This is a genomic window from Ensifer adhaerens (assembly GCF_028993555.1).
GTDB classification, from domain to species: domain Bacteria; phylum Pseudomonadota; class Alphaproteobacteria; order Rhizobiales; family Rhizobiaceae; genus Ensifer; species Ensifer adhaerens_I.
This window is the reverse complement of the sequence record NZ_CP118610.1, coordinates 134,121-156,929: the sequence shown is the minus strand read 5'-3', so window position 1 is coordinate 156,929 and position 22,809 is coordinate 134,121. Positions and strand designations below refer to the sequence as shown.

Below are 22,809 nucleotides of genomic sequence, written 5' to 3'. Positions count from 1 at the left end.
CGGCGCAGGCACTATTCCTATTTCGCAGTGCAATGTCAACAAAACCAAGCCTTGCAGCGCGATGGCAAGACCCGTTTCCCTGCGACGAAAAAATCGGCTGGAAGGGCTTGCAAAAATGCAACGCCGATCGAGCAAGTTGGGGAAAACTACGAATTCGATTCGGCGCGAATCCCCGGACTCTTGCCACAGAGTCCGGCGGTCAGTACGTTAACATTCAATTACTAGACGCATGCGGCGGACCTAGTCACCAAAAGAGTTATCGCGTTTGCAGCCTCGGGGTTCAGCCGGGGTGCGGTGAGGGATTCTGCCATCCCCAACGCTGAGAACGGAGAGTGCAGAAATGAACTGGACTGACGAGCGGGTGGAGAAACTGAAGAAGCTTTGGTCCGAGGGCCTGAGCGCTAGCCAGATCGCGGCACAGCTCGGCGGTGTCAGCCGCAACGCTGTCATCGGCAAGGTCCATCGCCTGAGCCTTCCCGGACGCGCCAAGGCCGGCGGCAGCACCACTGCGGCGGCCCGCCCGAAGCGGCCGACCTCGGCACCGCGCGCTCCGAACTACGCCTCGCGCGTTTCGACCCGCACCGTTGCCCGTCCGTCCGGCGCCACCGTTCTCAAGGAAGAGATCGAAGTCGATCTCGTTGCCGAGCAGGACTTCAGCGTCAGCACCGACGTTGTCGTGCCGATGTCGCGCCGCCTCGAGCTGACCCAGCTCACCGAACGCACCTGCAAGTGGCCGATCGGCGATCCACTGAAGGAAGAATTCCACTTCTGCGGCAACGACTCGCCGGAATCTTCGCCCTATTGCAGCTTCCATGCCCGGCTTGCCTACCAGCCATCGGCCGAGCGTCGCCGGATGCGCTAAAGCCTGTCGCGCAAAAGTGCGCAGCGGTTTTGCGACAACGACATGCGAAATATCAAGAACTTAAAGCGCAAGGCGCGAATCTGAAAGATCGCGATGCGCTTTAAGGATCCGCATAGGACCAAAACGAAAAGGGGCCGACCGGCCCCTTTTTTATTGGCTTCCGTTCGCCCCTCTCAGCTCTCGAGCGAGTAGCCGGCGCCGCGCACTGTCCGGATGACATCCGGCATGGTCGAGAAGTTCAACGCCTTGCGCAGGCGGCCAACATGCACGTCGACGGTCCGCTCGTCGACATAGATGTCGTGGCCCCAGACGCCGTCCAGCAGCTGCGAGCGCGAGAAGACCCGGCCCGGAGAGGACATCAGGAACTCCAGCAGGCGGAACTCCGTCGGCCCCAGGCGAACTTCACGGCTGCGGCGATGGACGCGATGGGTTTCCCGGTCGAGCTCGATGTCGCCGCAGCGCAGCAGCGTCGAGAGCACTTCGGGTTTCGCCCGGCGGAGCATCGCCTTGACGCGGGCCATCAACTCCGGCGTGGAGAAGGGCTTGACCACATAGTCGTCGGCCCCGGTTGCGAGGCCACGGACGCGCTCGCTTTCCTCGCCGCGCGCCGTCAGCATGATGATCGGCAGCCGCTCCGTCTCCGGGCGCTGGCGCAGCCGACGGCATAGCTCGATGCCGGAGACGCCGGGCAGCATCCAGTCGAGGATCAGAAGATCGGGCAGGCGTTCCTGAAGCCGGATCTCCGCCTCGTCTCCCCTGAGGATCGTATCGACGTCGAAGCCTTCAGCTTCCAGATTGTAACGCAGCAGGACGCTCAGCGCCTCTTCGTCTTCGACCACGGCGATTTTTGGCAACATCAGGTAACGTCTCCTTACCGCGAGCGCCGTGCGGGTCCAGCGGACCGGCCGGCACTCAGACACTCTAAATCTGGAGCACGCCCGCCATTTTCAAAGGCGGTGTGAAGGCAGCATGCTTCAGATACAGGAATTCGGGGCCGCGACCGGAGCCGCGACCAGATGGCATTCATAAGGCATGCATTCGGGTGCCGCGTAGGGCGCTCAGTCGGTGACCGAGCCCAACGTCGACGTGTTGTCATCCTTCGGACGCTCGCCTTCCGGCTGAGCACCCGTCGCCATGTAATAGATCGTCTCGGCGATATTGGTCGCGTGGTCGCCGATACGCTCGATGTTCTTGGCGCAGAACAGAAGATGCGTGCAGGGCGTGATGTTGCGCGGATCTTCCATCATGTAGGTGAGCAGCTCGCGGAACAGCGAGGTGTAGATCGCATCGATCTCCTCGTCGCGCTCGCGGATGCTGTTGGCCTTTTCAGGCGAACGCGAGGCATAGACGTCGAGCACTTCCTTGAGCTGCACCAGAGCGAGCTCGGCCAGGTGTTCGAGACCACGGGCGAGCTTGCGTGGAATGCCGGAACCGGCAACCGCAATCACGCGCTTGGCAGTGTTCTTGCCGAGGTCGCCGACGCGTTCCAGATCGGAGGCGATACGGATCGACCCCATGATCTCGCGCAGGTCAGCGGCGACCGGCTGGCGTTTGGCGATCGTGACGATCGCCTTCTCGCCGATCTGGCGCTCGGCATCGTCGAGAATGGTGTCGTCCGAGATCACCTTCTGGGCCAGCGCCAGGTCGGAATTGACCAGGGCGCGGACGGATTCGGCAACCATCTGCTCGGCGAGACCGCCCATCTCCGAGATGCGGCGCGTCAGGTACTTCAGTTCTTCGTCATAGGCGGACATGATATGCATGGACATGATCGTCGATCCTTGCGGGCGCTTTCCAGTTACTGTTGCAGCCGTAATTGGCCTCAGCCGAAGCGGCCCATGATGTAATCCTGGGTGCGCTGGTCATCCGGATTGGTGAACATCTTGTCGGTGTCGTTCTCCTCGACGAGATTGCCGAGGTGGAACATGGCGGTGCGCTGCGAAACGCGGGCGGCCTGCTGCATCGAGTGGGTCACGATGACGATCGTGAAGTTCGTGCGCAGTTCGTGGATGAGCTCCTCGACCTTGGCGGTCGCAATCGGGTCGAGTGCCGAACAGGGCTCGTCCATGAGAATGACTTCCGGGCTGACGGCAACGGCGCGCGCAATGCACAGGCGCTGCTGCTGACCACCGGAAAGGCCGGTGCCCGGCTCATGCAGGCGATCCTTCACCTCGTTCCACAAACCAGCCTTCTGCAGGCTGGTTTCGACGATCTCGTCGAAATCCGCCTTGGTGCGGGCGAGGCCGTGAATGCGCGGGCCATAGGAGACGTTGTCGTAGATCGACTTCGGGAACGGGTTCGGCTTCTGGAACACCATGCCGACGCGGGCGCGCAGTTCCACGACGTCGATCGTCGGGTCGTAGATGTCGTCCTCATCGAGCGTGATCTTGCCGGTGACGCGGCAGTTCTCGATGGTGTCGTTCATGCGGTTGAGCGTGCGCAGGAATGTCGACTTGCCACAGCCGGACGGGCCGATCAGCGCCGTTACCGTGTTTTCGCGGATGTTGAGGTTGACGTCGAAAAGCGCCCGCTTCTCGCCGTAGTAGACCGACACATCCTTGCCGATCATCTTGTAGGGCACGGTGTTCATTTTCTGATCCAAGGCCTTCTCGGCTGCTGCTTCTGACATGATGTTCATAGTAATTACCTCACTACCAACGGCGCTCAAAGCGACGTCGCAACAGAATGGCGCCAAGGTTCATGACGACGAGGAAGATGAGAAGAATGATGATCGCGCCGGAGGTGCGCTCGACGAAGGCGCGTTCCGCCTCGTTGGCCCACATGTAGATCTGCACCGGCAGCGCCGTCGACGGCTCCATCGGCGAACCGGGGTAGTCGACGACGAAGGCGACCATGCCGATCAAGAGGAGCGGCGCGGTTTCGCCAAGCGCATGGGCAAGGCCGATGATCGTCCCGGTCAGAATGCCCGGCATGGCCAGCGGCAGAACGTGGTGGAAGATGGTCTGCATCTTCGATGCGCCGAGACCGAGTGCCGCCGAGCGGATGGACGGCGGAACCGCCTTCAGGGCCGCACGGGTGGCGATGATGATCGTCGGCAAGGTCATCAGCGTCAGCACGAAACCACCGACGACGGCCGCCGAACGCGGCATGCCGGCGAAGTTGATGAAGACGGCGAGACCCAAGAGACCATAGACGATCGACGGAACGGCCGCGAGGTTGTTGATGTTGACTTCTATCAGGTCGGTGAGCCGGTTCTTCGGAGCGAACTCCTCAAGATAGATCGAGGCTGCAACGCCGATTGGCAGCGACAGGACGAGCACGATCAGCATCATGTAGAACGAGCCGAGGGCGGCAACGCCGACACCCGCCGCTTCAGGACGGCTGGAGGCGCCGAAGGTGAAGATGCCGGTGTTGAAGCTCTTCTTGAGCACGCCAGCCTCTGCAAGCTCGTTCATCCAGGTGACCTGCTGGTCCTTGACCTTGCGCTTGCTCTCTTCGACCTTGAGGTCGATCTGTCCCTTGTTGGCGGAGTCGATGTTGGCTTCGGCCAAAAGCGTGACCGGAATAGTCTTGCCGATGATGGACGGATCCTTGACGACCATGTCGCGCAGCAGCGTGCGGGAGCTCGCAGAGACCATGTCGGTCGCCTGCTTGACCAGCGGCCGCTTGGTCGCATCGATGCCGAGCTGCTTGACGAGCGCATCGCGCACCAAGAGCGGATAGTTGGCGGTCATCAGTACCTTGCTGTCGGTCGTGCGTTCGCCATTGGGGTCGATGACCTTTTCGGTAAACTCGATCGGCAACGTGATCGTCGTCTGCTGGAACGCGGTGTAGCCGTTGGAAACGACGGTCCACAGCAAGAGCGCCAGGAAGAACAGGCCGGTGCTGATTGCGGCAATGCCATAGGCGCGAAACCGGCGCTCGGCGGCGTAGCGGCGCTTGATGCCGATATCACGCTTTGCGGATGCGGGACGGGCGGAGATCCGGACGGTCGGGGAAGCGATGTCGGTCATTCGTACTGTTCCCGGTATTTGCGCACGATGTAGAGCGCGTAAATGTTGAGGCCGAGCGTGATGACAAAGAGCGTGATGCCCAGCGCGAAGGCCACCAGCGTCTGCGGCGAGGTGAACTCGAGGTCGCCCGTCAACTGGTTGACGATCTTCACGGTCACTGTCGTCATCGGCTCGAAAGGATTGATCTGCATGCGGGCCGCGACACCGGCCGCCAGCACGACGATCATCGTTTCACCGACGGCGCGCGATGCGGTCAGAAGCAGCGCGCCGACAATGCCCGGAAGGGCTGCCGGAAGGATAACCTTCTTCACCGTTTCGGAGCGGGTGGCACCGAGGCCCAGCGAGCCGTCACGCAGTGCGCGCGGCACCTGGGTGATGATGTCGTCGGAGAGCGACGACACGAACGGGATCAGCATGATGCCCATGACGATGCCGGCGGTGACCACGCTCTGCGCCTGGATGAAGTTCTGGTAATTGCCGGTGGCAAGACCGTTCAGTTGCGCCGAGATATCGCGCAGAAACGGACCAACGGTTACCAGCGCGAAGAAACCGTAGACGATGGTCGGGATGCCGGCGAGTACTTCGAGCAGGGGCTTTGCGGTCGAACGCAGGCGCGGGCTTGCATATTCCGCCATGTAGATCGCTGCGAAGAGGCCGATCGGCACGGCGAAGAGCATCGCGACGAAGGCGATGTAGAGCGTGCCGGCGAGAAGCGGGATCAGGCCAAACTGGCCCGAGGCGCCACCGCTGCCGGCGGCAGCGAAACGCGGATCCCAGACCGTGCCGAAGAAGAACTCGAACGGCGAGACCATGGTGAAGAAGCGACCGGCCTCCGACAGCATCGAGGCAACAATACCGACCGTCGTCAGGATGGCGATGGAAGACGCGACGATCAGCGAGCCGAGAATGACCCGCTCGACCTGATTGCGTGCACGGAAGCGGGTGGCGACGTTGCGGATGGCGTAGATGCCGCCGGCGATCGCGATCAACAGTACGGCCGCGCTCATCAGCCAGCGGTTGGTCGCGGTCATCGCGTTGAAATGCTGGGCGACGGTGACCATGTAGGGCTCACCTTCGCCGGCAAGGGCCACACCTTTGGCTGCGAGCGTCGAGCGAAGATTGGCGGTACCGCTTTCGAGTGCCGCGACCTCCTCGCCGCTCAGGCGCAGCAGGCCACCGGCAACGGACTTGACCTGGCCGAGCGCGAGCTGAACGGCAGCGGCCCCTTGGCTCTGAACCGCATTCGGCAGGGCTGCGCGCGTGCTTCCGTCGATATAGACGGGCGCTGCAATCAGCCAGGTGCCGAGAACGAGCGCCGCGGGCAGCATTGCCCAGATGGCCACGTAGCTACCATGATAACCCGGCAGCGAATGAAGGTTGGAGAGCTTGCCGCCAGCCTGAGCCAGCGAACGTGCGCGACCAGCAAAATAGGCAATGAAACCAATAACAACAATTAGCAAAAGAAGGAGCGAAGTACTCATCGGCACGTCTCCCCGGCATCGCCCGTCATGAGCCGCCGGCAAATCGAATTAAAGCATGCCCCGGCGCGATGGACATCGCACCGGGGCTTGTCGTTATTAGAGCATGTTGCCGGCTTCGAAGGCCTTGCGAATTTCTTCGCGCTCGGCGTCCGGAGCAGCAACCAGGCCGTACTCGGCGAGCGGGCTGTCCGGGCCGATCATCTGGTCGTTGATGAAGAACTCAACATATTCCTTGAGACCCGGGATGACGCCGAGGTGCGCCTTCTTCACGTAGAAGAACAGCGGACGGGAAACCGGATACTCGCCGGAAGCGATCGTTTCGGTCGACGGTACGATACCGTTGACGGTCGCGACCTTCAGCTTGTCGGCATTGTTTTCATAGAAGGACAGGCCGAACACGCCGATGCCATTCTTGTTGGCAGCGATACGGGCGAGCGTTTCGGTGTAGTCGCCGTCGATGTCGACAGCCAGGCCGTCCTTACGAACTGCGACGCACTTGCTGTGCTGCTGCTTTTCATCGGCAACGGCAGCCTTGATGACGTCAACGGCGCCAGCTTCCTTGCAGCCTGCAGCGAGAATCTTCTCTTCGAAGACTTCGCGGGTGCCGTGCTTTTCGCCCGGGATGAAGGCGGCGATGTCAACGTCCGGAAGCGCGGAGTTGACTTCCGACCACTTCTTGTAGGGGTTGGCAACGATCTTGCCATCGACGACGACTTCGGCGGCGAGCGCCTTGTAGAGATCGACCGGCTTCAGCGCGAGGTCGGCGTTGCCGGCGTCGGTCGCGAAGACGATGCCATCATAGCCGATCTTGACTTCCTGGATTTCGGTCACGCCAGCGGCCTTGCAGGCCTCAACTTCGCTGTCCTTGATCTTGCGCGAGGAGTTGGCGACGTCGATGGTGTCCGGGCCGACGCCCTTGCAGAATTCCTTCAGGCCAGCCGAGGAGCCGCCAGATTCGACGACCGGGGTCTTGAAGTCGGGGAAGGTCTCGCCGAACGTCTCGGCGACGATCTTTGCGTAGGGAAGAACGGTCGACGAGCCAGCGACCTGAACCTGGTCACGGGCGGCGGCTGCGCCGGCAAATGCGGCAGACGCTACCAGCGCCGCGACAGTGAGTTTAAGAGCTTTCATAAAAGTTCTCCCAGAATGGGCTTGTGTTGGTGTGCGCCAAGCGTTGCAGCGCTCTTCGCCGTCTTATCGGCTGCCCCTAGTTAGCTGCCGATGGCCACACCTTTTATGTCAGTTTGACGAAACATTTATGACAGCTCATGTCATTGAAAATACTAAGGGAAAATGAACAGTCCCGGCTTTTCCAGCGCCAATATGTCAGAACCGGACCGTAAAGGTCGTGCCTTTGCCAATCTCAGAATGGATCAGCAGCCGGGCACGGTGTCGGGTGAGGATGTGCTTGACGATGGCAAGGCCCAGTCCGGTGCCCTTCTTCGAGCGGCTCGCCTCGACATTGACCCGATAAAAACGCTCGGTAATGCGCGGGACATGCTCGGCGGGGATGCCCGGCCCATAGTCCCTCACGATCACTTCGGCCTGTGCGCCGTCTTCGCCGCCGTTGAGGGTTATGTCGACCTTCTTACCCTCCTGGCCATACTTGCAGGCATTCTCGATCAGGTTCTCGAAAACCTCGATGAGTTCGTCGCGATCGCCCTGCACGATGACGGGCTTGTCCGGCACCACGAGAGAGACCGTGACGTCGAGGTCCCTCGCCAGCGGCAGAAGGCTGTCGCGGACATGGCCGAGCAGGGGCGCAAGGTCGACGGGATCGTCCGGCGCGATATGCGAGCGCAGTTCCAGGCGCGAAAGCGACAGCAGGTCGTCGACGAGGCGGCTCATGCGCGTCACCTGCTCATGCATGATGCCGAAGAACTTTTCCTGCGCCTTCAAGTCGTTGCGCGCGGGGCCCTGGAGGGTCTCGATGAAACCGCGCAGCGATGCCAGCGGCGTGCGCAGCTCATGGCTGGCATTGGCAACGAAGTCCGAACGCATGCGGTCGATACGGCGCGCCTGCGAGATGTCGCGAAAGGTGATCAGGAAGATGCGGGGCGCCCGCCCCTCGCCGCCGATTTCGGCAGGTGCCACGCGCACGACATAGACGGCATCCGAAGGCAGGCGCTCGGTATGCTCGATCTGGTTGGCTTTGCCGGTCGCCATCGTCTCGCGGATCATGTCGAGAACACCGGGCGCACGCACCCGGGCCGCCAGGTAAGTGTTCGGCGGAATGGTGCCGAAGGCCTTCTCCGCGGCGATGTTCTGGAAGACCACCGTCTCGTCGGCAGCCACGACCAACACGGGCATGTCGAGCGCGTTCAGCGCCGGCACCAGCGGATCGCTGGTCGGGCCGTCGACCGCCACCGCCTTGGCCGGGCTCAAGATCACCGAGGCCGGCGCGCTGCGGTTGAGCAGGGCCGCGACCAGCACGATCCAGAAGAGAAGCACGATCAGGAAGTGGATGCCGGCAAATGTCGCAAGGATCGCCAAAAGCAGGGTGAGGCCCAGAAGCCAGCGCTCTGCTTTCAGTCGCGGCACCAGGTTCCGCCAGAACGCTTTCGAACCGTCCACCTCGACATCCTCATGAATCACTTTGTCTTCCTCCCGAACCAAAATGATCGAGGAATAGCGATCCTTCATGACATGATTTTCACGACCGGCTTGAATCCGCAATGCAATTGTGGCCTCCTCCAAGGAAATCGAGGCTTGAGCACCGCGACTTTTCGGCGCTGCTTGAAGCTGCAGAAGTTTGAAAACGCGCATGATCCTGCCGATGATCGAAGCCGGTTTTCGGGCCCGTGCGCCAAGCCGAAAGGGCGAGTACATGGCGTTAGCGGAGGCGACGGAAAAGGCTGAAAGCCGCGCAGTGGAACTGCAGATCGGCGGCAAGAGCCGCATCTTCGACATCGACAATCCCGAGTTGCCGAAGTGGATCGACGACGAGGCGTTTTCGTCCGATGATTATCCCTACAAGAAGAAGCTCGACGACGACGAATATTTAGAGACGCTGGAGAAACTTCAGATCGAGCTCGTCAAGGTCCAGCTCTGGCAGCAGAAAACCGGAAAACGCATCATCGCGCTGTTCGAAGGTCGCGACGCTGCCGGCAAAGGCGGCGCGATCCAGGCGACCATGGGCAATCTGAACCCACGCTGGGCGCGCATCGTGGCACTGACGAAGCCGACGGAGACCGAACGCGGGCAATGGTATTTTCAGCGCTATGTCGCGACCATGCCGACGGCTGGGGAATTCGTGCTCTTCGACCGCTCCTGGTACAACCGCGCCGGCGTCGAGCCGGTCATGGGCTTCTGCACGCCCGAAGAGCACAAACAGTTCCTCAAGCAGGCGCCACGCTTCGAGAAGATGATCGTGCACGAGGGAATCCAGTTCTTCAAATTCTGGATCAACATCGGCAGAGAGATGCAGCTCAAGCGCTTCCACGATCGCTGCCACGATCCGCTGAAGATCTGGAAGCTATCGCCGATGGACATCGCCGCCCTCAACAAGTGGGACGACTACACCGCAAAGCGCGACGAAATGCTGAAGGCAACACACACGGACCATGCACCCTGGACCGTGGTGCGCGGTAACGACAAGCGCCGCGCGCGCCTCAATCTCATCCGCCACATCCTCTCCACGCTCGACTACGACCGCAAGGACAAGGCCGCGATCGGTGAAATCGACGACAAGATCGTCGGATCCGGCCCGGGCTTTCTGAAATAGCGCCAAGACGACGGCGGGCGAACGCAACGGTCCTGCCAGGGGGGGGGCGGCCAATGCGGTCGCCCCGATTGGGCCAGCGGTTTGAGGGCAGGGCGCCTCGGGCGGGAGTTATTGGCCCGGAAGGATGCGGATAGCGTAGAGGTTGAGGCCCTTGCCCTCACCGCTGATATCGCTGTTGATCACGATCCGGCCGGCAGAGGACGGCGCCAGGCTGCGATCGAAGGTGACTTTGAACAGCATGTCGAGCCGTTCGTCATGCACTGTGAAGCGATGACGGCCACACTCGCCGAGCGAAGAGAAATTGCACTCGACCGCAAATTCGGTGGTCTTGCCCGGTTGGGCTTGCACCGTCAGCGCCATGGTCGAGGTTTTACCGGATAGCTGCGCCAGCACCGCTGCCGGAATCTCGATGGTGATGTCGCCTTCCGTTTCGGCAACCGAGGACGTCAGCTGGATGCGCTTGCCGCCGTCGTCGTCGATCGGCTCAGCCTTGGCGCGTGAGCCCGCCTCGACGGCGGCAATGTTTGCAGGCGCAAAGACTTCCACCCAGTCGCCGGTGAAGCCCTGCTGGGCGCCGAGCGTTTGCAGGCCGGCAGCCCCGTCGAAGTCCTCCGATGCTACCGATGCCGGCGGGTTGGCGACGTTGGTGTCGCGTTCAGCCGCGGATTTCAGGAGGTCATTGGTCTGCACCCACCAGGCGGCGGCACCTGCGGCTGCAGCAAGCGTGACGACGACCATGGTGAAGGACAGGAAGCGGCCGCGTTTGCGGCGACGCTTTCGATCGGTATCTCCGCGAACCTCGGGCGCGGCGGCGGTGGCCTCCGCACTCTTTGCCGCAGTATCCGCGGCCGCACGCGTCGAGACGACCGGGCCGTCACGATCGGCACGAAGGCCGCCCAGCCCCCCATCACTCGCCGCGGAACGGGACGCATCGGCGGCAAAGCCCGGCTCGCGACGGTCCGCCAAGGGCGATTGCGGTTGGCCTTGAGGCCGGGATTGCGGCTCGACACGCGCCTGCTCCGGTCCACGTGCGCGGACATTGTCGTCAACGCTGACGCCCGGAGGTGTGGCGACGGGCGGAGCCGGCTGCCGCGCCCGAAGAGCGGCACGCTCCTCCGTTTCGATCGCATGGATTACCGCCTCCAGCCGATGGCGCTGCTGGGCGATGACGTTGACGTCCTCAATTCCCTGTTTCTGCAGCCCGGCTTCCAGCGCCTGGCGGGCCGACTGGTAGATGCGCGCACGGGTTTCCGCGCTGGCGCGGTCGGAGCGCTCAAGCGCATTTCTGATCGCAGTCTCAAGTCCGCTCACATCAAGTCCTCTGTGTAGGCAGGGCTTTGGGCCTGCCGGCGTGCTCTACCTGATCGATACCCCTCGATCTTTCTCCAAGGGCCCAACGGTTAAATCTGGAGGCACGCCGTTGGTTTTGTTAACAATTGCGTAACCGCTGCTTTCGGAATCCGCAAGTCCGGCGGCCCGGTCGACCGGCCAAGCCCGGGGAAAACGCGACAACTTCGAGGGCGGTATGCAAGATAAGCCCGCGTCGCCGGCGCGGAAACCACCTCTTTGCAAGCGACAAACTTGCTGCTATCTGTTTTGACGTTTACGCAAACGTCAAAATTTGAAGCACAAATCGAGGGATGGAGAAACCGATGCCGCTTCCGCCAATTCTTTCCGGAACGACGAGACTGCCGGTCGTCGGCGCGCCCCTGTTCATCATCTCCAATCCGCAGCTGACGATCGCACAGTGCAAGGCCGGTGTGATCGGCGCCTTTCCGGCATTGAACGCGCGCCCGCAATCGCAGCTGGACGAATGGCTTGCCGAGATCACCGAGACGCTTGCCGACCACGACGCCAAGAACCCGGGCCGGCGCGCCGCGCCCTTCGCCGTCAACCAGATCGTGCACAAGTCCAACGCGCGCCTCGAACAGGACCTGATGCTCTGCATCAAGTACAAGGTCCCGGTGGTGATTTCCTCGCTCGGTGCCGTGCCCGAGGTCAACGCCGCAATCCATTCCTATGGCGGCATCGTGCTGCATGACGTCATCAATAACCGCCACGCCAACTCGGCGATCCGCAAGGGCGCCGATGGCCTGATCGCCGTAGCTGCCGGCGCCGGCGGCCATGCCGGCACGCTTTCGCCGTTTGCGCTCGTCCAGGAAATCCGCTCCTGGTTCGATGGGCCTCTGCTTCTTTCCGGCGCGATCGCCACCGGCGGCGCCATCCTGGCGGCCCAGGCGATGGGTGCCGACATGGCCTATATCGGCTCGCCGTTCATCGCGACGGAAGAGGCGCGCGCCACCGACGCCTACAAGAAGATGATCGTCGACAGCAACGCCGCCGACATTGTCTATTCCAACTACTTCACCGGCATTCACGGCAACTACCTGAAACCGTCGATCTCGGCGGCAGGCATGGATCCGGATAACCTGCCGGAAGCAGATCCGTCGAAGATGGACTTCGGCGCCGCAGCCGACGGCGCCAAGGCGTGGAAAGACATCTGGGGCTGCGGCCAGGGCATCGGCGCGGTCAAGGAAGTAACCTCCGTCGCCCGACTCGTCGATCGGCTCGAGCGCGAATACGATGCGGCACGCACCCGCCTCGGTCTGAAGGCCATGCCCGCCGCCGCCACCAACAAGGAATTTTCAAGTTCTCGAAACTGATGGCTTGAAATCTTGGCGCTTTGCGTTTATCAGCGCCTCACATTCGTTCCGCGGTCTTCCGCGGGACCACCTCCGGGCCGCTTTAGCTCAGTCGGTAGAGCACATCATTCGTAATGATGGGGTCACGTGTTCGAGTCACGTAAGCGGCACCATTCTTCTCCGGACATCGATATTGCGCTGATGGTTTGGCGAGATTCTGAGCCCCCGCCGCAACCTCGTTCGTGAGGTCGCGTCGTGCTGTCCCACCAGGACCATACTATGCCGTGCGGACCGTCCAGCCATTGACCAGGTCCGACATGGCTGCAGGCGTCTTTACCCCGGCCACCGTGATTTCCAAACCGCGAGCACTCGGTAATTGGCGCTTTTCCGGGAACCATGGCCGGTTAGGCGCGACAGCGATAAGCAACCCTTGATCGCTACCGATTGCAGCGAACCCTGGGGAGGCCGGCCCGAGCGTTGCGACCCCGAACGTCCGGGCGGCCTCGGCAACGACGCTCCCGACGTCTTCGGCCGGAAGTCCGACCTCGCTGAGGCAGCATAAATCAGCCCCGCTGAACGGCCGCTTTCCAGACGGGCCGGTCAGCCTGCGGCGGCCGATCAATTCCAGCACCGAGTTGTCTGGACCATCGAAGTAGACGGACTTTGATTGCCAATGCCCCTCAAGAACGAAGCACTGTCCACTATCCGGTTCGTGCTGGAGAGGCGTGCGCTCCTTCAGCCATTCTATTGCGGCGTCAAACCGATCATAGGGCACATTGAAAGCCATGTGCACGCCGTGCGGCGCATCTCCAATGGCAGAGACCAGCCGAATCTCGCTCCATCCCACTTGAACGGAACCCGCGGCCGTCGGCAGTTCCAGCACATCGCGAAAGAAGGCTGCGCTCTTCGAGACGTCCGAGGCAGGGAGTGTCAGTTGAGTTATGCGCATGAAATCCGATCCCGACGTGGTGACTGGCCTTATCGGACAATTTGTTACGACCTCAACATGAGTTGAGGTCAAGCGATATCGCATTCAACCGATTTTCGGCACAGTGATTGCCGATCTTCGCATATTCACCCGATAGTCGGAATACGTGAAGATAACTCCATCGAAACCGAGCGCCCGGCGATCCAAGGCACTCACACAGTGGAGACAGGACGATGAAAGGCATCAGAAAACTTGCCGTTCTACTTGCGGCATCGGCAGCATTCTTTTCGACCATCCAGTCACCCGCCCAGTCCGCGGACCCGTCCAGCAACAAGACCGCACAGTCTCAGCCCGGCGAGGCCGCCCAATCGGAGAAGATTCGGCTGACACACAACAGCGCGGCCTATTGGACCGTGACCTTCAACAACCCACCGCTCAACATCGTCGGTCCGACCGAGGTCCGCCAGCTCGTCAAGATCCTCGACCAGGTCGAGGCCGATCCGAACGTCAAGGTCGTCGTCTTCGACAGCTCGGTCCCGGGCTATTTCATGGCGCACTACGATCTTCTGAAGCCGCTTGAGGATTCGACCGGCATGCCGCCGGGGCCGACGGGCATGCATCCCGTGCCCGATTTCATGACACGCCTCAGCCGCCTGAAGGCCGTGACGATCGTTTCCATTCGCGGACGGGCAAGCGGCATCGGCAGCGAACTGGCGCTTGCGGCCGACATGCGTTTCGCCAGCCGCGAGAAAGCGGTACTATCGCAGTTCGAAGTCGGTGCCGGCTTCGTCCCGGGCGGCGGGCCGATGGGCTACCTGCCTCGCCTCGTCGGTCGCGGCCGAGCGATCGAGATCCTGATCGGCGCGGATGATTTCAACGGAGAACTGGCCGAACGCTACGGCTACGTGAACAGAGCACTACCGGACGCGGAACTGGATGCCTTTGTCGATGGCCTGGCGAAACGTATCGCCTCGTTCGACCAATATGCCATTGTCGAGACCAAGAAACTGATCGACAGAGCCAGCCTGCCACCGCAGGCGGAGATGCAACCCGGATGGGATGCGTTCATCACGTCGGTCCAGCGCCCAGCTGCGCAATCCCGCGTCAAGGCACTGGTCGAGCAGGGACTGCAGCAGCCCGGCGATGTCGAAAGGAAACTCGGCCAGTACACCGCGAAGTACCGCGAGTAGCCGGTGCCATGCCAATCGGCGGTTCATGGGAGCCGCCGTGTCAAAGGGAGCGAAAGATGAAGATACTGATGGTTCTGACCTCGCATGACCAGCTTGGCAATACCGGAAAACCGACCGGGTTCTGGCTCGAGGAATTCGCTGCGCCCTATTACGTTTTCCGGGATGCAGGCGTCGACATTACCCTGGCCTCGCCCAAGGGTGGCCAACCGCCGATCGACCCGAAAAGCGACGATCCGGGTAACCAGACAGAAGCGATGGCCCGCTTCAAGGACGATCCCGCCGCGCAACGGGTGCTCGCGAGCACCCATCGGCTTGCCGACGTCAAGGCCGATGATTTCGACGCGGTGTTCTACCCGGGCGGTCACGGACCGATGTGGGACCTCGTCAACGACGTGAACTCGATCGCGCTGATCGAAAGCTTCTACAATGCCGGCAAGCCGGTCGCTGCGGTCTGCCATGGGCCGGGAGTGCTAAGAAAGGTAACCTATCAGGGTGAGCCTATCGTCAAGGGAAAGCGCGTAACCGGGTTCACCAACTCGGAGGAGGCAGCGGTGCAACTGACGGATGTCGTCCCCTTCCTCGTCGAAGACGAATTGAAGCGTCTCGGCGGTCGCTTCGAGAAAGCGGCCGATTGGGCAGATTTCACGGTCGTCGATGGCCGCCTCGTCACCGGACAGAATCCGGCGTCCTCGACCTCCGGGGCCAAGGAATTGCTGAAGCTTCTACGGTGAATACGAACTGGCGGCCGGCATTTCAGCCGGCCGCCACATTCGCCACTCAACCCCAGACCAACCTGCCGTTTCGGCCGTCACTTCAAGGCGCCGTCGCCACTGCGATCCGCCGTCTTGAAGTCGGCCATCACCCTGTCCAGAAACTCCTTCTGGGTGACCTTGCCGTCGCTGTTGGCGTCGGTGGCTGCAAACTGCTGAGCGTTCAGCGCCTGCTTCGTCTCGTCGGGACTGAGACTTCCGTCCTTGTTCTTGTCCAGGTTGGCAAAGGCGGCCGTCATGAAGCTCTCGTATTCGGAACGTTCGACCGCGCCGTCCTTGTTGCTGTCGAGCGCACTCATCTGCCCCTGGTTCATGGTGGCCGCCGGTTGTTGCGCGCCTGCCGGGGCAACCTGGCAGAGCGCGGCCAGGCTCAAAAGAACGATTTTCTTCATCCCTCAACCTTCCGCGATCAATAGTAGCGGCACGTCAGGGCGTTCCCGGCTGCAGCGCCAAGTGTAGCACCACCGCCAACCGCCCAGAGTTGGCCAGTGCCAGAGCCGATCGTCGAGCCGATCAGGCCGCCGACGATTGCGCCGCCCACCGTTCCGGCAATGCAGCCGAATTCGTTGCCCGTCGGGCTGCTCTTCGACATGTAGGCGGATTGGCACCCGGACAAGGCTAGGGCGCCGGCAAGAATGATAGTTACAGTCTGCTTGCTCATTTTATCCTCCAATATGGCCGTCTGTTTGGAATAGAGATCGGGCGGAGGCGCCATTGAGTGGCGTCGGATGTAAATAAACTTCCGAGTATGCTCCCAGGATAAGGGAGGCTCTTCTGTTTATTCAGAAGAAGCTCACGAATAAAACATAGTCCGGAGACCAAGCCCCCCAAACTTGCGGGGCGAATACTAACCTTTGCCGCCGGAGATGACAATATTCCGCGTAGTATTAGCTTTCCGGTCACAATAACCCCCAGCCGTAATCAGGGACGAGCGCTGACAGCGCGGAAAGCCCTCACCCTAGATTTTTTTGGGTCTCCCGCGAGATATCGTCGTTTGTGACCGGGCAGCGAGCGGGCTAGGTCTGGCTTGCCCCGGCGCAGGCTTTTGCTTTCACTCCGCGTATGCACCGCCCGGACGAAGGGCCTATGCAGCGGAGCGATCCAATTATCCGCCGCTGTTTCGGGCAGCTGGCCCGATCTGGGTCAAGCCATGGGCATCCCCGCCCCGCAAGAAAGAAAACACCGAATGGATAGAATGACGACAATCAAATTAGGGCTTGCTACTACAATCCTCTTTTCGCTCACCGCGACCGTCTTTGCCGCGAACGGCGAGCAGGCCCGAATTGCCGCCGCAGTGGACAAGGCAATCGGACCAATCATGCGCGAATACAAGGTGCCGGGCATGGCGATCGCGGTCACCGTTGACGGCCGCCACTACTTCGTCAACTACGGCGTCGCCTCCAGGGAAACGAAGGCGGCCGTCACCGAAAATACACTGTTCGAGCTGGGCTCGATCAGCAAGACCTTTGCCGGCACGCTCGCATCCTATGCGCAGGTGCTCGGCAAGCTGTCCTTCGACGACCATCCCGGCAAGTACATGCCAGATCTCAGCGGCAGCGCGATCGACCGGGCGACCCTTCTCAATCTCGCCACCTATACCGCCGGCGGCCTGCCCTTGCAGTTCCCGGACGAGGTGAAGAGCGACGCCGACATGCTGGCTTACTTCAGCAACTGGAAGCCGGACGCCGAACCAGGCAAGAAGCGTCGCTACTCCAACCCAAGCATCGGCCTCTTCGGCCACGTCGCGGGCCTGGCGATGGGCAGCAGCTTCGCCAAGGCCCTCGAGACCGAGTTGTTTGCGAAGCTCGAGCTCAAGCACAGCTATGTCGCTGTGCCCGCGAGCGCGATGGACAGCTACGCCTGGGGCTACGGCAAGGCCGACAAGCCGATCCGGGTCAGCCCGGGCATGTTCGATGCCGAGGCCTACGGCGTGAAGTCGGCGGCGGCGGACATGATCCGCTTTGTCGAAGCCAACATCCGGCCGGAACAGTTCGACGGCCCCGTTCGCAAGGCAATAGAGGGAACGCATATCGGCTACTTCGATACCGGCAAGATGATCCAGGGCCTCGGCTGGGAGCAGTATCCCTACCCGGTTTCGCTGGAGCGGCTGCTCGACGGCAACTCCCGGACCATGGCCATGGAAGCCAATCCGGCTAAGGCGCTGAACCCTCCGAAGCGACCTGATGGCGCGACGCTTTTCAACAAGACCGGATCCACCAACGGCTTTGGCGGCTATGTGGCTTTCGTGCCGGAAAAGAAGATCGGTGTCGTCATGCTGGCAAATCGGAACTTCCCGAATCCGGAGCGCATCAAGGCGGTGCATGCAATCTTGAAGACGCTGGAGGCGGTGGCGGAATAGGCGGCGAATTATCCGCCGGAGGCACCCTCCCCCATGTTGCGGCAGCCGCAACATGGGGAAATCTGCGCCCACCAACAACCCAGCGGCGAAACTTCAATCCCCACCCGCTTGCATATTAGCGCCGAGTGTTGTCATCTTCGTTTCGCGAAAGCGCGATCAGATGCAGCCAGGTTCAGGCGTATATGGGGATGCCGATGTTCGAGCGGGTGGGGTTTCAAGGTTCGCTGCTGCGCGGATGTGCAAGAAGAGGGCGGACGATCTTCGTCCTGGCGACCTTGGCATCGCTTGCTGGTTGTGGCGGTCATGCCAAGGGCGTGATGGCGCCCGTCGCCGTGACCTCTCCGACCCCCGGCACATCGACCGTGGACATGCTCGTCGCCACCACGCGTGAGCCTTCCGGAGATCCGGCGACACTGTTTTCCGGCGAACGCGACGCCGGTACTTTCCTCACCGACGTTGCCGTCTCTATCCCGCCGGACACGGCCCGCAAATCGGGCACCGTGCAATGGCCGCGCAAACTGCCGCCGGATCCGTCCAAGGAGTTCGCCGTCACACGCGTCCGCCAGCTCCAGACACTCGATGAGGCCAAGTCCTGGTTCCAGCAGCACGACGTCGGCGGCAATGCCTTCGTCTTCGTGCACGGGTTCAACAACCGCTACGAGGATTCCGTCTATCGCCTCGCGCAGATTGTCCACGACTCTGAGGTTCAGGCGACCCCGGTTCTCTTCACCTGGCCATCCCGCGCCAATGTCTTCGATTACAACTACGACAAGGAAAGCACGAACTATTCGCGCACCGCACTTGAAGACATCCTGAAGAAGCTCTCCGACGCGCCGAAGGTCAAGAGCATCACCATCCTCGCTCATTCGATGGGCACTTGGCTTACGATGGAGTCGCTCCGCCAGATGGGCATTCGCGACGGCAACGTGCCGTCGAAGATCGAGAACGTCATTCTCGCCTCACCGGATATCGATCTCGACGTCTTTGCCAAGCAGTTCGTGGAAATGGGCAAGAAACGGCCGAAGTTCACGATCTTCGTTTCGCAGGATGATCGCGCGCTGGCGCTTTCCAGCTTCATTTCCGGCGACGTCTCCCGCCTCGGCGCAATCGATCCTTCGGCTGAGCCCTACCGCACACAGCTGGAAAAGGCCGGCATCACCGCCATCGACCTGACCAAGGTCGAGACCGAGGACGGCCTGCACCACGGGAAGTTTGCGGAGAGCCCGCAGATCGTCCAGCTCATCGGCACGCGGCTTGCCACCGGCCAGACGCTCACCGACTCCGATATCTCGGTCGGAACCGGCATCGCGGCTGTTGTCGCCGGCACGGCGAGAAACGTCGGCAATGTGGCGGCAGTCACCGTCGCCGCGCCCGTATCGATCCTCGAAAATCCGCAGCCGAAGAAGAAGAAGGTCGTCGTCGGAGAAACGCTGGCGACCGACACGCCGACACCAGTCAAGATCCAGTAACAATCGGCGGCGGTCGGCCATCAACCGTCGTCGCCGACGAAGCGGTAGCCGACACCCGGCTCCGTGCGGATGATTTTCGGGTCAGCGGGATCGCGCTCGATCTTGCCGCGCAACTGTCCGATGAAGACCCTGAGATAGTGCAGGTCCTCGCCGTGGGCGACGCCCCAGACCGAGGTGAGCAGCGTCTTGTGAGTGACCACACGGCCGGCATGGTGTGCCAGCATGACCAGCAGGTCATATTCCTTCGGCGTCAGCCGCACAGGCTCACTGTCCTTCGTCACCACGCGTTTGATCGTATCGATCGACACGCCATCGGCAGAGAGTTGGGTGTGGCCGCCTTCCATTTGCACCCGATGGCGAAGAGCTGCGCGGATGCGGGCGGTCAGTTCGCCGATACCGAAGGGCTTTTCGATGTAGTCGTCGGCACCGAGATCAAGCGCAGCGATCTTTTCGCTTTCCCGGTCGCGTGCCGAAAGGATGATGATCGGCACCTGCGACCAGCCACGCAGGTTCGCGATGACTTCCTTGCCGTCCATATCCGGCAGACCGAGATCGAGAATCACGACATCGGGGGCGCTCGTCGCCGCCGCCTTCAGCGCCTCGGTGCCGGTCATGGCTTCCAGAACGTCGTAGCCGGCAGCGCTGAGAGCCGGTTTCAGAAAACGCTGGATCTGGGGTTCGTCGTCGACAACGAGGATACGCTCCACGCTCATGCACGGTCCTTTTCGGAGATTTCAGGCTTGGCGGCAGGAAAACGCATGGAAATGCGCGTGCCGCGGCGGCGAAGCGCTGGGCTTTCCGCCTTGATCTGTCCGCCCATCGCTTCGACGAAGCCCTTGGCGATCGAAAGGCCCAACCCCGTCCCCGGGGTTCGGCCATCCGCCTTGCCGCGGCGGAAGAATTTTTCGAAGACCTGCTCGAGGTCCTTGGGCGGGATGCCCTTGCCGAGATCGGTCACCGACAGCACGATCTCGTTGCCGTCAGCGCGGGCATAGATGCTGATCGGCTCGTCGCCGCCATATTTATTGGCGTTGTCGAGCAGGTTGAAGAGCACCTGTCCGAGAAGCACGCTGTCGCCACGCATCAAGGGCAGATCGGGCGCGATGCTGGTTTCGATCTCGCGCTCGGGGAAGTACTTGCGGGCACGATCGACGGCGGCCCGCACCGCATCGACGACATCGACCCAATCGCGCTTGGCGTTGACGGTGCCGGCTTCGATACGGGTCATGTCGAGCAGGTTGGCGACGAAGCGTGTCAGTCGTCCGCCCTCCTCCTCGATCGATTTCAAGAGATCATCGCGGCTTTCCGGCGGCATGCGGTCGCCAAGCTGGCGCAGGCTAGTGACGGCGCCGGTGATGGTCGCAAGCGGCGTTCTGAGGTCATGGGAGATCGACGACAGGAGGGCCGCACGAAAGCGCTCGCCTTCGAGTTTCGCAGCCTGGTCGAGACTTTCGCGCGACAGGCGCGCCCGGTCGACCGCGATCGCCGTCTGGTCAAGGATCGCCGAAAGCGCCCGTTCCTCGTTGATTTCCAGCGGCTTATCCGCCTGGACGTAGCCGCAGACGCCGACGACGCCATGCGGGCTCATCAGCGGCCGGAAATGGAAGGGGCTGTTCGGCAGCGTGCCCGTGCCGTTGCCGGCGGGCTCCTGCTTGTCCATCGCCCAGCGCGCTGCCATCACGTCGGTGACGTCGAGCTCCGTGTCCGGTGGCCAGGCAGCCTTCAGCTGCAGATCGCCGTCCTCTGGCAAGAGCAGCGCGGAACTGCGTTTCAGCGTCGACTGCATCTGCGTCACCGCCGCCCAGAGCACGTCGTCAACCTTGGCAGTGCCCGAGAGCTTGCGGGAGAAGTCGTAGAGCGCCTGGGTTGCCGCGGCGCGCTGTCGCGCCGCCTTTGCCTGCTCGCGCACCCGCGACGCCAGGCTGCCGGCAAGGGCTGCGGCAACCAGGAAGATAACCAGCGCGAAAACCTCGTGCGGCTCGGCGATGGTGAAGGTGCCGACCGGCGCGATGAAGAAGAAGTTGTAGGCCAGAACCGCAAACAGCGCCGCGGCGATTGCCGAGACATGGCCGGCATAAGTTGCCGACACCAGCACAGCGAGCAGATAGAGCAACGAAATGTTGGGCAGGATGATGAAGCGCTCGATCAGCAGGCCGATCGCCGTTGCGGCTGCCACCGAAGCGGCCGCAATGCCGACGGCGCGGCCGGTGCCCGGCGGCAGCGCTCTCTTTGCTCTTGCCCGCCGCTTCGGCGCGACCTGTTCGCGGTCCGTGACGAGATGAATGCCGACGCCGGATACCCGCTCGGCCAGGGCGTCGGGAAGCGACTGGCGGAACAGCCGCATCGGAAAGGACTGACGGCGTGCACCGATGACGATCTGCGTCGCATGTTCGCGACGGGCCAGCTTCAGGATCTCCTCGACGAAGTCGTTGCCGACGATGCGGCGGGTCTCGGCGCCCAACTGTTCGGCGAGACGAAAGGTCTCGTCGAGCCGGCGCACGTCCTCGCCGTCGCCGCTTTCGCGGTCGGCGCGTTCGATGAAGACGACGATCCAGGGCGCGTTCAAGCCTTCGGCGAGCCGGCTTGCGGTGCGCACCACCTTTTCGGAGAGCGGATCGGAACCGATGCAGACGAGGAGGCGCTCGCCGCTCGCCCAAACGCCCTCGATCGCATTCTGCTTGAGGTAGTCGACCATCTGGTCGTCGACCCGGTCGGCCGTGCGCCTGAGCGCCAGCTCGCGCAACGCCGTCAGGTTGCCCAACCGGAAGAACCGGTCGACAGCGCGCTGGGCGCTGTCAGGCAGATAAACCTTGCCCTCCCTCAGCCGCTCGATCAGTTCGGCCGGCGGCAGATCGACCAGCAGCACGTCGTCGGCCCGTTTCAGTACCGTATCCGGCACCCGCTCGCGCACCGGCACGCCGGCGATCTGCGCGACGACGTCGGACAGGCTTTCGAGATGTTGAATGTTGAGCGCGGTCCAGACATCGATACCGGCGGCGATCAGTTCCTCGATATCCTGATAGCGCTTCGGATGACGGCTTTCAGCAGGGTTGCTGTGGGCGAGCTCGTCGACGACGATGATCTTGGGTCGCCGCGCAAGGGCCGCATCCAGGTCGAACTCGGAAAGCACGCGGCCGCGATGGGTCACATCGCGGCGCGGCAGGATTTCCAGGCCCTCGACCAGCGCGGCGGTCTCGCCGCGACCGTGGGTTTCAACAAGCCCGATGACGATATCGACGCCGTCTTCCTTCAGACGACGGGCGCGGCTCAGCATCGCATAGGTCTTGCCGACGCCGGGGGCCGCGCCGAGGAAAACGGTCAGTTTTCCTCGGCGGTCCTGCGCGGCAAGGGCCAGCAGTGCGTCTGGGTCCGGGCGACTTTTGGCGTCGCGTTCACTGTCGGGCATTCAT

At 62.1% G+C, this 22,809-nt stretch carries 20 protein-coding genes and 1 tRNA gene; 8 read left to right on the top strand and 13 right to left on the bottom strand.

The features are described 5' to 3' along the window. The first annotated feature begins 340 nt into the window (after positions 1–340). Positions 341–862, top strand: coding sequence for a GcrA family cell cycle regulator (locus PWG15_RS00730; protein WP_275022596.1), 522 nt, complete (start codon positions 341–343; stop codon positions 860–862). A 173-nt stretch (positions 863–1,035) separates the two neighbouring features. Here PWG15_RS00730 and phoB read toward each other — a convergent pair whose 3' ends face one another. From phoB to phoR, 7 genes are all read right to left on the bottom strand, one after another. Continuing rightward, positions 1,036–1,719 (bottom strand): phosphate regulon transcriptional regulator PhoB, encoded by a 684-nt coding sequence (phoB, locus tag PWG15_RS00725; protein WP_057248102.1) that lies wholly within the window; start codon positions 1,717–1,719, stop codon positions 1,036–1,038. A gap of 201 nt (positions 1,720–1,920) precedes the next feature. Further along, positions 1,921–2,634 (bottom strand): phosphate signaling complex protein PhoU, encoded by a 714-nt coding sequence (gene phoU / locus PWG15_RS00720; protein WP_275024478.1) that lies wholly within the window; start codon positions 2,632–2,634, stop codon positions 1,921–1,923. A gap of 50 nt (positions 2,635–2,684) precedes the next feature. Beyond that, on the bottom strand, positions 2,685–3,500 hold the full coding sequence (gene pstB, locus PWG15_RS00715) for a phosphate ABC transporter ATP-binding protein PstB (RefSeq protein ID WP_275022595.1): 816 nt from the start codon (positions 3,498–3,500) through the stop codon (positions 2,685–2,687). A 13-nt stretch (positions 3,501–3,513) separates the two neighbouring features. Next, positions 3,514–4,836 (bottom strand): phosphate ABC transporter permease PstA, encoded by a 1,323-nt coding sequence (pstA, locus tag PWG15_RS00710; protein ID WP_275022594.1) that lies wholly within the window; start codon positions 4,834–4,836, stop codon positions 3,514–3,516. Continuing rightward, a complete protein-coding gene (gene pstC / locus PWG15_RS00705; protein ID WP_275022593.1) occupies positions 4,833–6,317 on the bottom strand; it encodes a phosphate ABC transporter permease subunit PstC in 1,485 nt (494 codons plus the stop codon). The genes pstA and pstC overlap by 4 nt, the downstream gene beginning before the upstream one ends. Positions 6,318–6,413: 96 nt before the next feature. Continuing rightward, positions 6,414–7,448 carry a substrate-binding domain-containing protein gene (locus PWG15_RS00700; protein ID WP_275022592.1) on the bottom strand — a complete coding sequence of 345 codons (1,035 nt, stop codon included), beginning with the start codon at positions 7,446–7,448 and terminating at the stop codon, positions 6,414–6,416. A 195-nt stretch (positions 7,449–7,643) separates the two neighbouring features. Beyond that, positions 7,644–8,912, bottom strand: coding sequence for a phosphate regulon sensor histidine kinase PhoR (gene phoR, locus PWG15_RS00695; RefSeq protein WP_275022591.1), 1,269 nt, complete (start codon positions 8,910–8,912; stop codon positions 7,644–7,646). 232 nt (positions 8,913–9,144) lie between these two features. Here phoR and ppk2 point away from each other — a divergent pair, with 232 nt between their 5' ends. After that, positions 9,145–10,041, top strand: coding sequence for a polyphosphate kinase 2 (ppk2, locus tag PWG15_RS00690; RefSeq protein WP_275024477.1), 897 nt, complete (start codon positions 9,145–9,147; stop codon positions 10,039–10,041). A gap of 108 nt (positions 10,042–10,149) precedes the next feature. Here the strand turns inward: ppk2 and PWG15_RS00685 are convergent, their stop codons facing one another. Further along, entirely contained in the window at positions 10,150–11,352 is a 1,203-nt protein-coding gene (locus PWG15_RS00685; RefSeq protein ID WP_275022590.1) for a biotin transporter BioY, read from the bottom strand. Between the two features lie 341 nt (positions 11,353–11,693). On the opposite strand from PWG15_RS00685, the gene PWG15_RS00680 reads away from it, so the two are divergent. Together PWG15_RS00680 and PWG15_RS00675 are read left to right on the top strand one after the other, a co-directional pair. Beyond that, on the top strand, positions 11,694–12,704 hold the full coding sequence (locus PWG15_RS00680; protein ID WP_275022589.1) for an NAD(P)H-dependent flavin oxidoreductase: 1,011 nt from the start codon (positions 11,694–11,696) through the stop codon (positions 12,702–12,704). Between the two features lie 76 nt (positions 12,705–12,780). Further along, positions 12,781–12,856 (top strand) — tRNA-Thr (locus PWG15_RS00675). Positions 12,857–12,960: 104 nt separating this feature from the next. Here the strand turns inward: PWG15_RS00675 and PWG15_RS00670 are convergent. Next, on the bottom strand, positions 12,961–13,704 hold the full coding sequence (locus PWG15_RS00670) for a VOC family protein (protein WP_275022588.1): 744 nt from the start codon (positions 13,702–13,704) through the stop codon (positions 12,961–12,963). Between the two features lie 140 nt (positions 13,705–13,844). On the opposite strand from PWG15_RS00670, the gene PWG15_RS00665 reads away from it, so the two are divergent. Together PWG15_RS00665 and PWG15_RS00660 are read left to right on the top strand one after the other, a co-directional pair. After that, positions 13,845–14,801, top strand: coding sequence for an enoyl-CoA hydratase/isomerase family protein (locus PWG15_RS00665; protein WP_275022587.1), 957 nt, complete (start codon positions 13,845–13,847; stop codon positions 14,799–14,801). 56 nt (positions 14,802–14,857) lie between these two features. Continuing rightward, positions 14,858–15,532: a type 1 glutamine amidotransferase domain-containing protein gene (locus PWG15_RS00660; protein WP_275022586.1), complete on the top strand. Its 675-nt coding sequence runs from the start codon at positions 14,858–14,860 to the stop codon at positions 15,530–15,532. Between the two features lie 77 nt (positions 15,533–15,609). On the opposite strand, the gene PWG15_RS00655 is transcribed toward PWG15_RS00660, so the two are convergent. Beyond that, positions 15,610–15,963 carry an EF-hand domain-containing protein gene (locus PWG15_RS00655; RefSeq protein WP_275022585.1) on the bottom strand — a complete coding sequence of 118 codons (354 nt, stop codon included), beginning with the start codon at positions 15,961–15,963 and terminating at the stop codon, positions 15,610–15,612. A gap of 17 nt (positions 15,964–15,980) precedes the next feature. Further along, positions 15,981–16,232 (bottom strand): YMGG-like glycine zipper-containing protein, encoded by a 252-nt coding sequence (locus PWG15_RS00650; protein WP_275022584.1) that lies wholly within the window; start codon positions 16,230–16,232, stop codon positions 15,981–15,983. Between the two features lie 525 nt (positions 16,233–16,757). Here PWG15_RS00650 and ampC point away from each other — a divergent pair. Next, positions 16,758–17,930: a class C beta-lactamase gene (gene ampC, locus PWG15_RS00645; RefSeq protein ID WP_425536724.1), complete on the top strand. Its 1,173-nt coding sequence runs from the start codon at positions 16,758–16,760 to the stop codon at positions 17,928–17,930. Positions 17,931–18,124: 194 nt separating this feature from the next. Then, positions 18,125–19,399 carry an alpha/beta hydrolase gene (locus tag PWG15_RS00640; protein WP_275022582.1) on the top strand — a complete coding sequence of 425 codons (1,275 nt, stop codon included), beginning with the start codon at positions 18,125–18,127 and terminating at the stop codon, positions 19,397–19,399. Positions 19,400–19,419: 20 nt separating this feature from the next. Here PWG15_RS00640 and PWG15_RS00635 read toward each other — a convergent pair whose 3' ends face one another. Next, positions 19,420–20,112 (bottom strand): response regulator, encoded by a 693-nt coding sequence (locus tag PWG15_RS00635; protein ID WP_275022581.1) that lies wholly within the window; start codon positions 20,110–20,112, stop codon positions 19,420–19,422. Continuing rightward, entirely contained in the window at positions 20,109–22,805 is a 2,697-nt protein-coding gene (locus PWG15_RS00630) for a DUF4118 domain-containing protein (RefSeq protein ID WP_275022580.1), read from the bottom strand. Before PWG15_RS00630 ends, PWG15_RS00635 begins: the two co-directional genes overlap by 4 nt. Between the last annotated feature and the right edge of the window lie 4 nt (positions 22,806–22,809).

Coding starts and splice junctions, on each gene's coding strand:
- PWG15_RS00730 (WP_275022596.1), top strand. CDS start 341: ATGAACTGGACTGACGAGCGGGTGGAGAAACTGAAGAAGCTTTGGTCC.
- phoB (WP_057248102.1), bottom strand. CDS start 1,719: ATGTTGCCAAAAATCGCCGTGGTCGAAGACGAAGAGGCGCTGAGCGTC.
- pstB (WP_275022595.1), bottom strand. CDS start 3,500: ATGAACATCATGTCAGAAGCAGCAGCCGAGAAGGCCTTGGATCAGAAA.
- pstA (WP_275022594.1), bottom strand. CDS start 4,836: ATGACCGACATCGCTTCCCCGACCGTCCGGATCTCCGCCCGTCCCGCA.
- pstC (WP_275022593.1), bottom strand. CDS start 6,317: ATGAGTACTTCGCTCCTTCTTTTGCTAATTGTTGTTATTGGTTTCATT.
- PWG15_RS00700 (WP_275022592.1), bottom strand. CDS start 7,448: ATGAAAGCTCTTAAACTCACTGTCGCGGCGCTGGTAGCGTCTGCCGCA.
- ppk2 (WP_275024477.1), top strand. CDS start 9,145: ATGGCGTTAGCGGAGGCGACGGAAAAGGCTGAAAGCCGCGCAGTGGAA.
- PWG15_RS00680 (WP_275022589.1), top strand. CDS start 11,694: ATGCCGCTTCCGCCAATTCTTTCCGGAACGACGAGACTGCCGGTCGTC.
- PWG15_RS00665 (WP_275022587.1), top strand. CDS start 13,845: ATGAAAGGCATCAGAAAACTTGCCGTTCTACTTGCGGCATCGGCAGCA.
- PWG15_RS00660 (WP_275022586.1), top strand. CDS start 14,858: ATGAAGATACTGATGGTTCTGACCTCGCATGACCAGCTTGGCAATACC.
- PWG15_RS00655 (WP_275022585.1), bottom strand. CDS start 15,963: ATGAAGAAAATCGTTCTTTTGAGCCTGGCCGCGCTCTGCCAGGTTGCC.
- PWG15_RS00650 (WP_275022584.1), bottom strand. CDS start 16,232: ATGAGCAAGCAGACTGTAACTATCATTCTTGCCGGCGCCCTAGCCTTG.
- ampC (WP_425536724.1), top strand. CDS start 16,758: ATGGATAGAATGACGACAATCAAATTAGGGCTTGCTACTACAATCCTC.
- PWG15_RS00640 (WP_275022582.1), top strand. CDS start 18,125: ATGTTCGAGCGGGTGGGGTTTCAAGGTTCGCTGCTGCGCGGATGTGCA.
- PWG15_RS00635 (WP_275022581.1), bottom strand. CDS start 20,112: ATGAGCGTGGAGCGTATCCTCGTTGTCGACGACGAACCCCAGATCCAG.
- PWG15_RS00630 (WP_275022580.1), bottom strand. CDS start 22,805: ATGCCCGACAGTGAACGCGACGCCAAAAGTCGCCCGGACCCAGACGCA.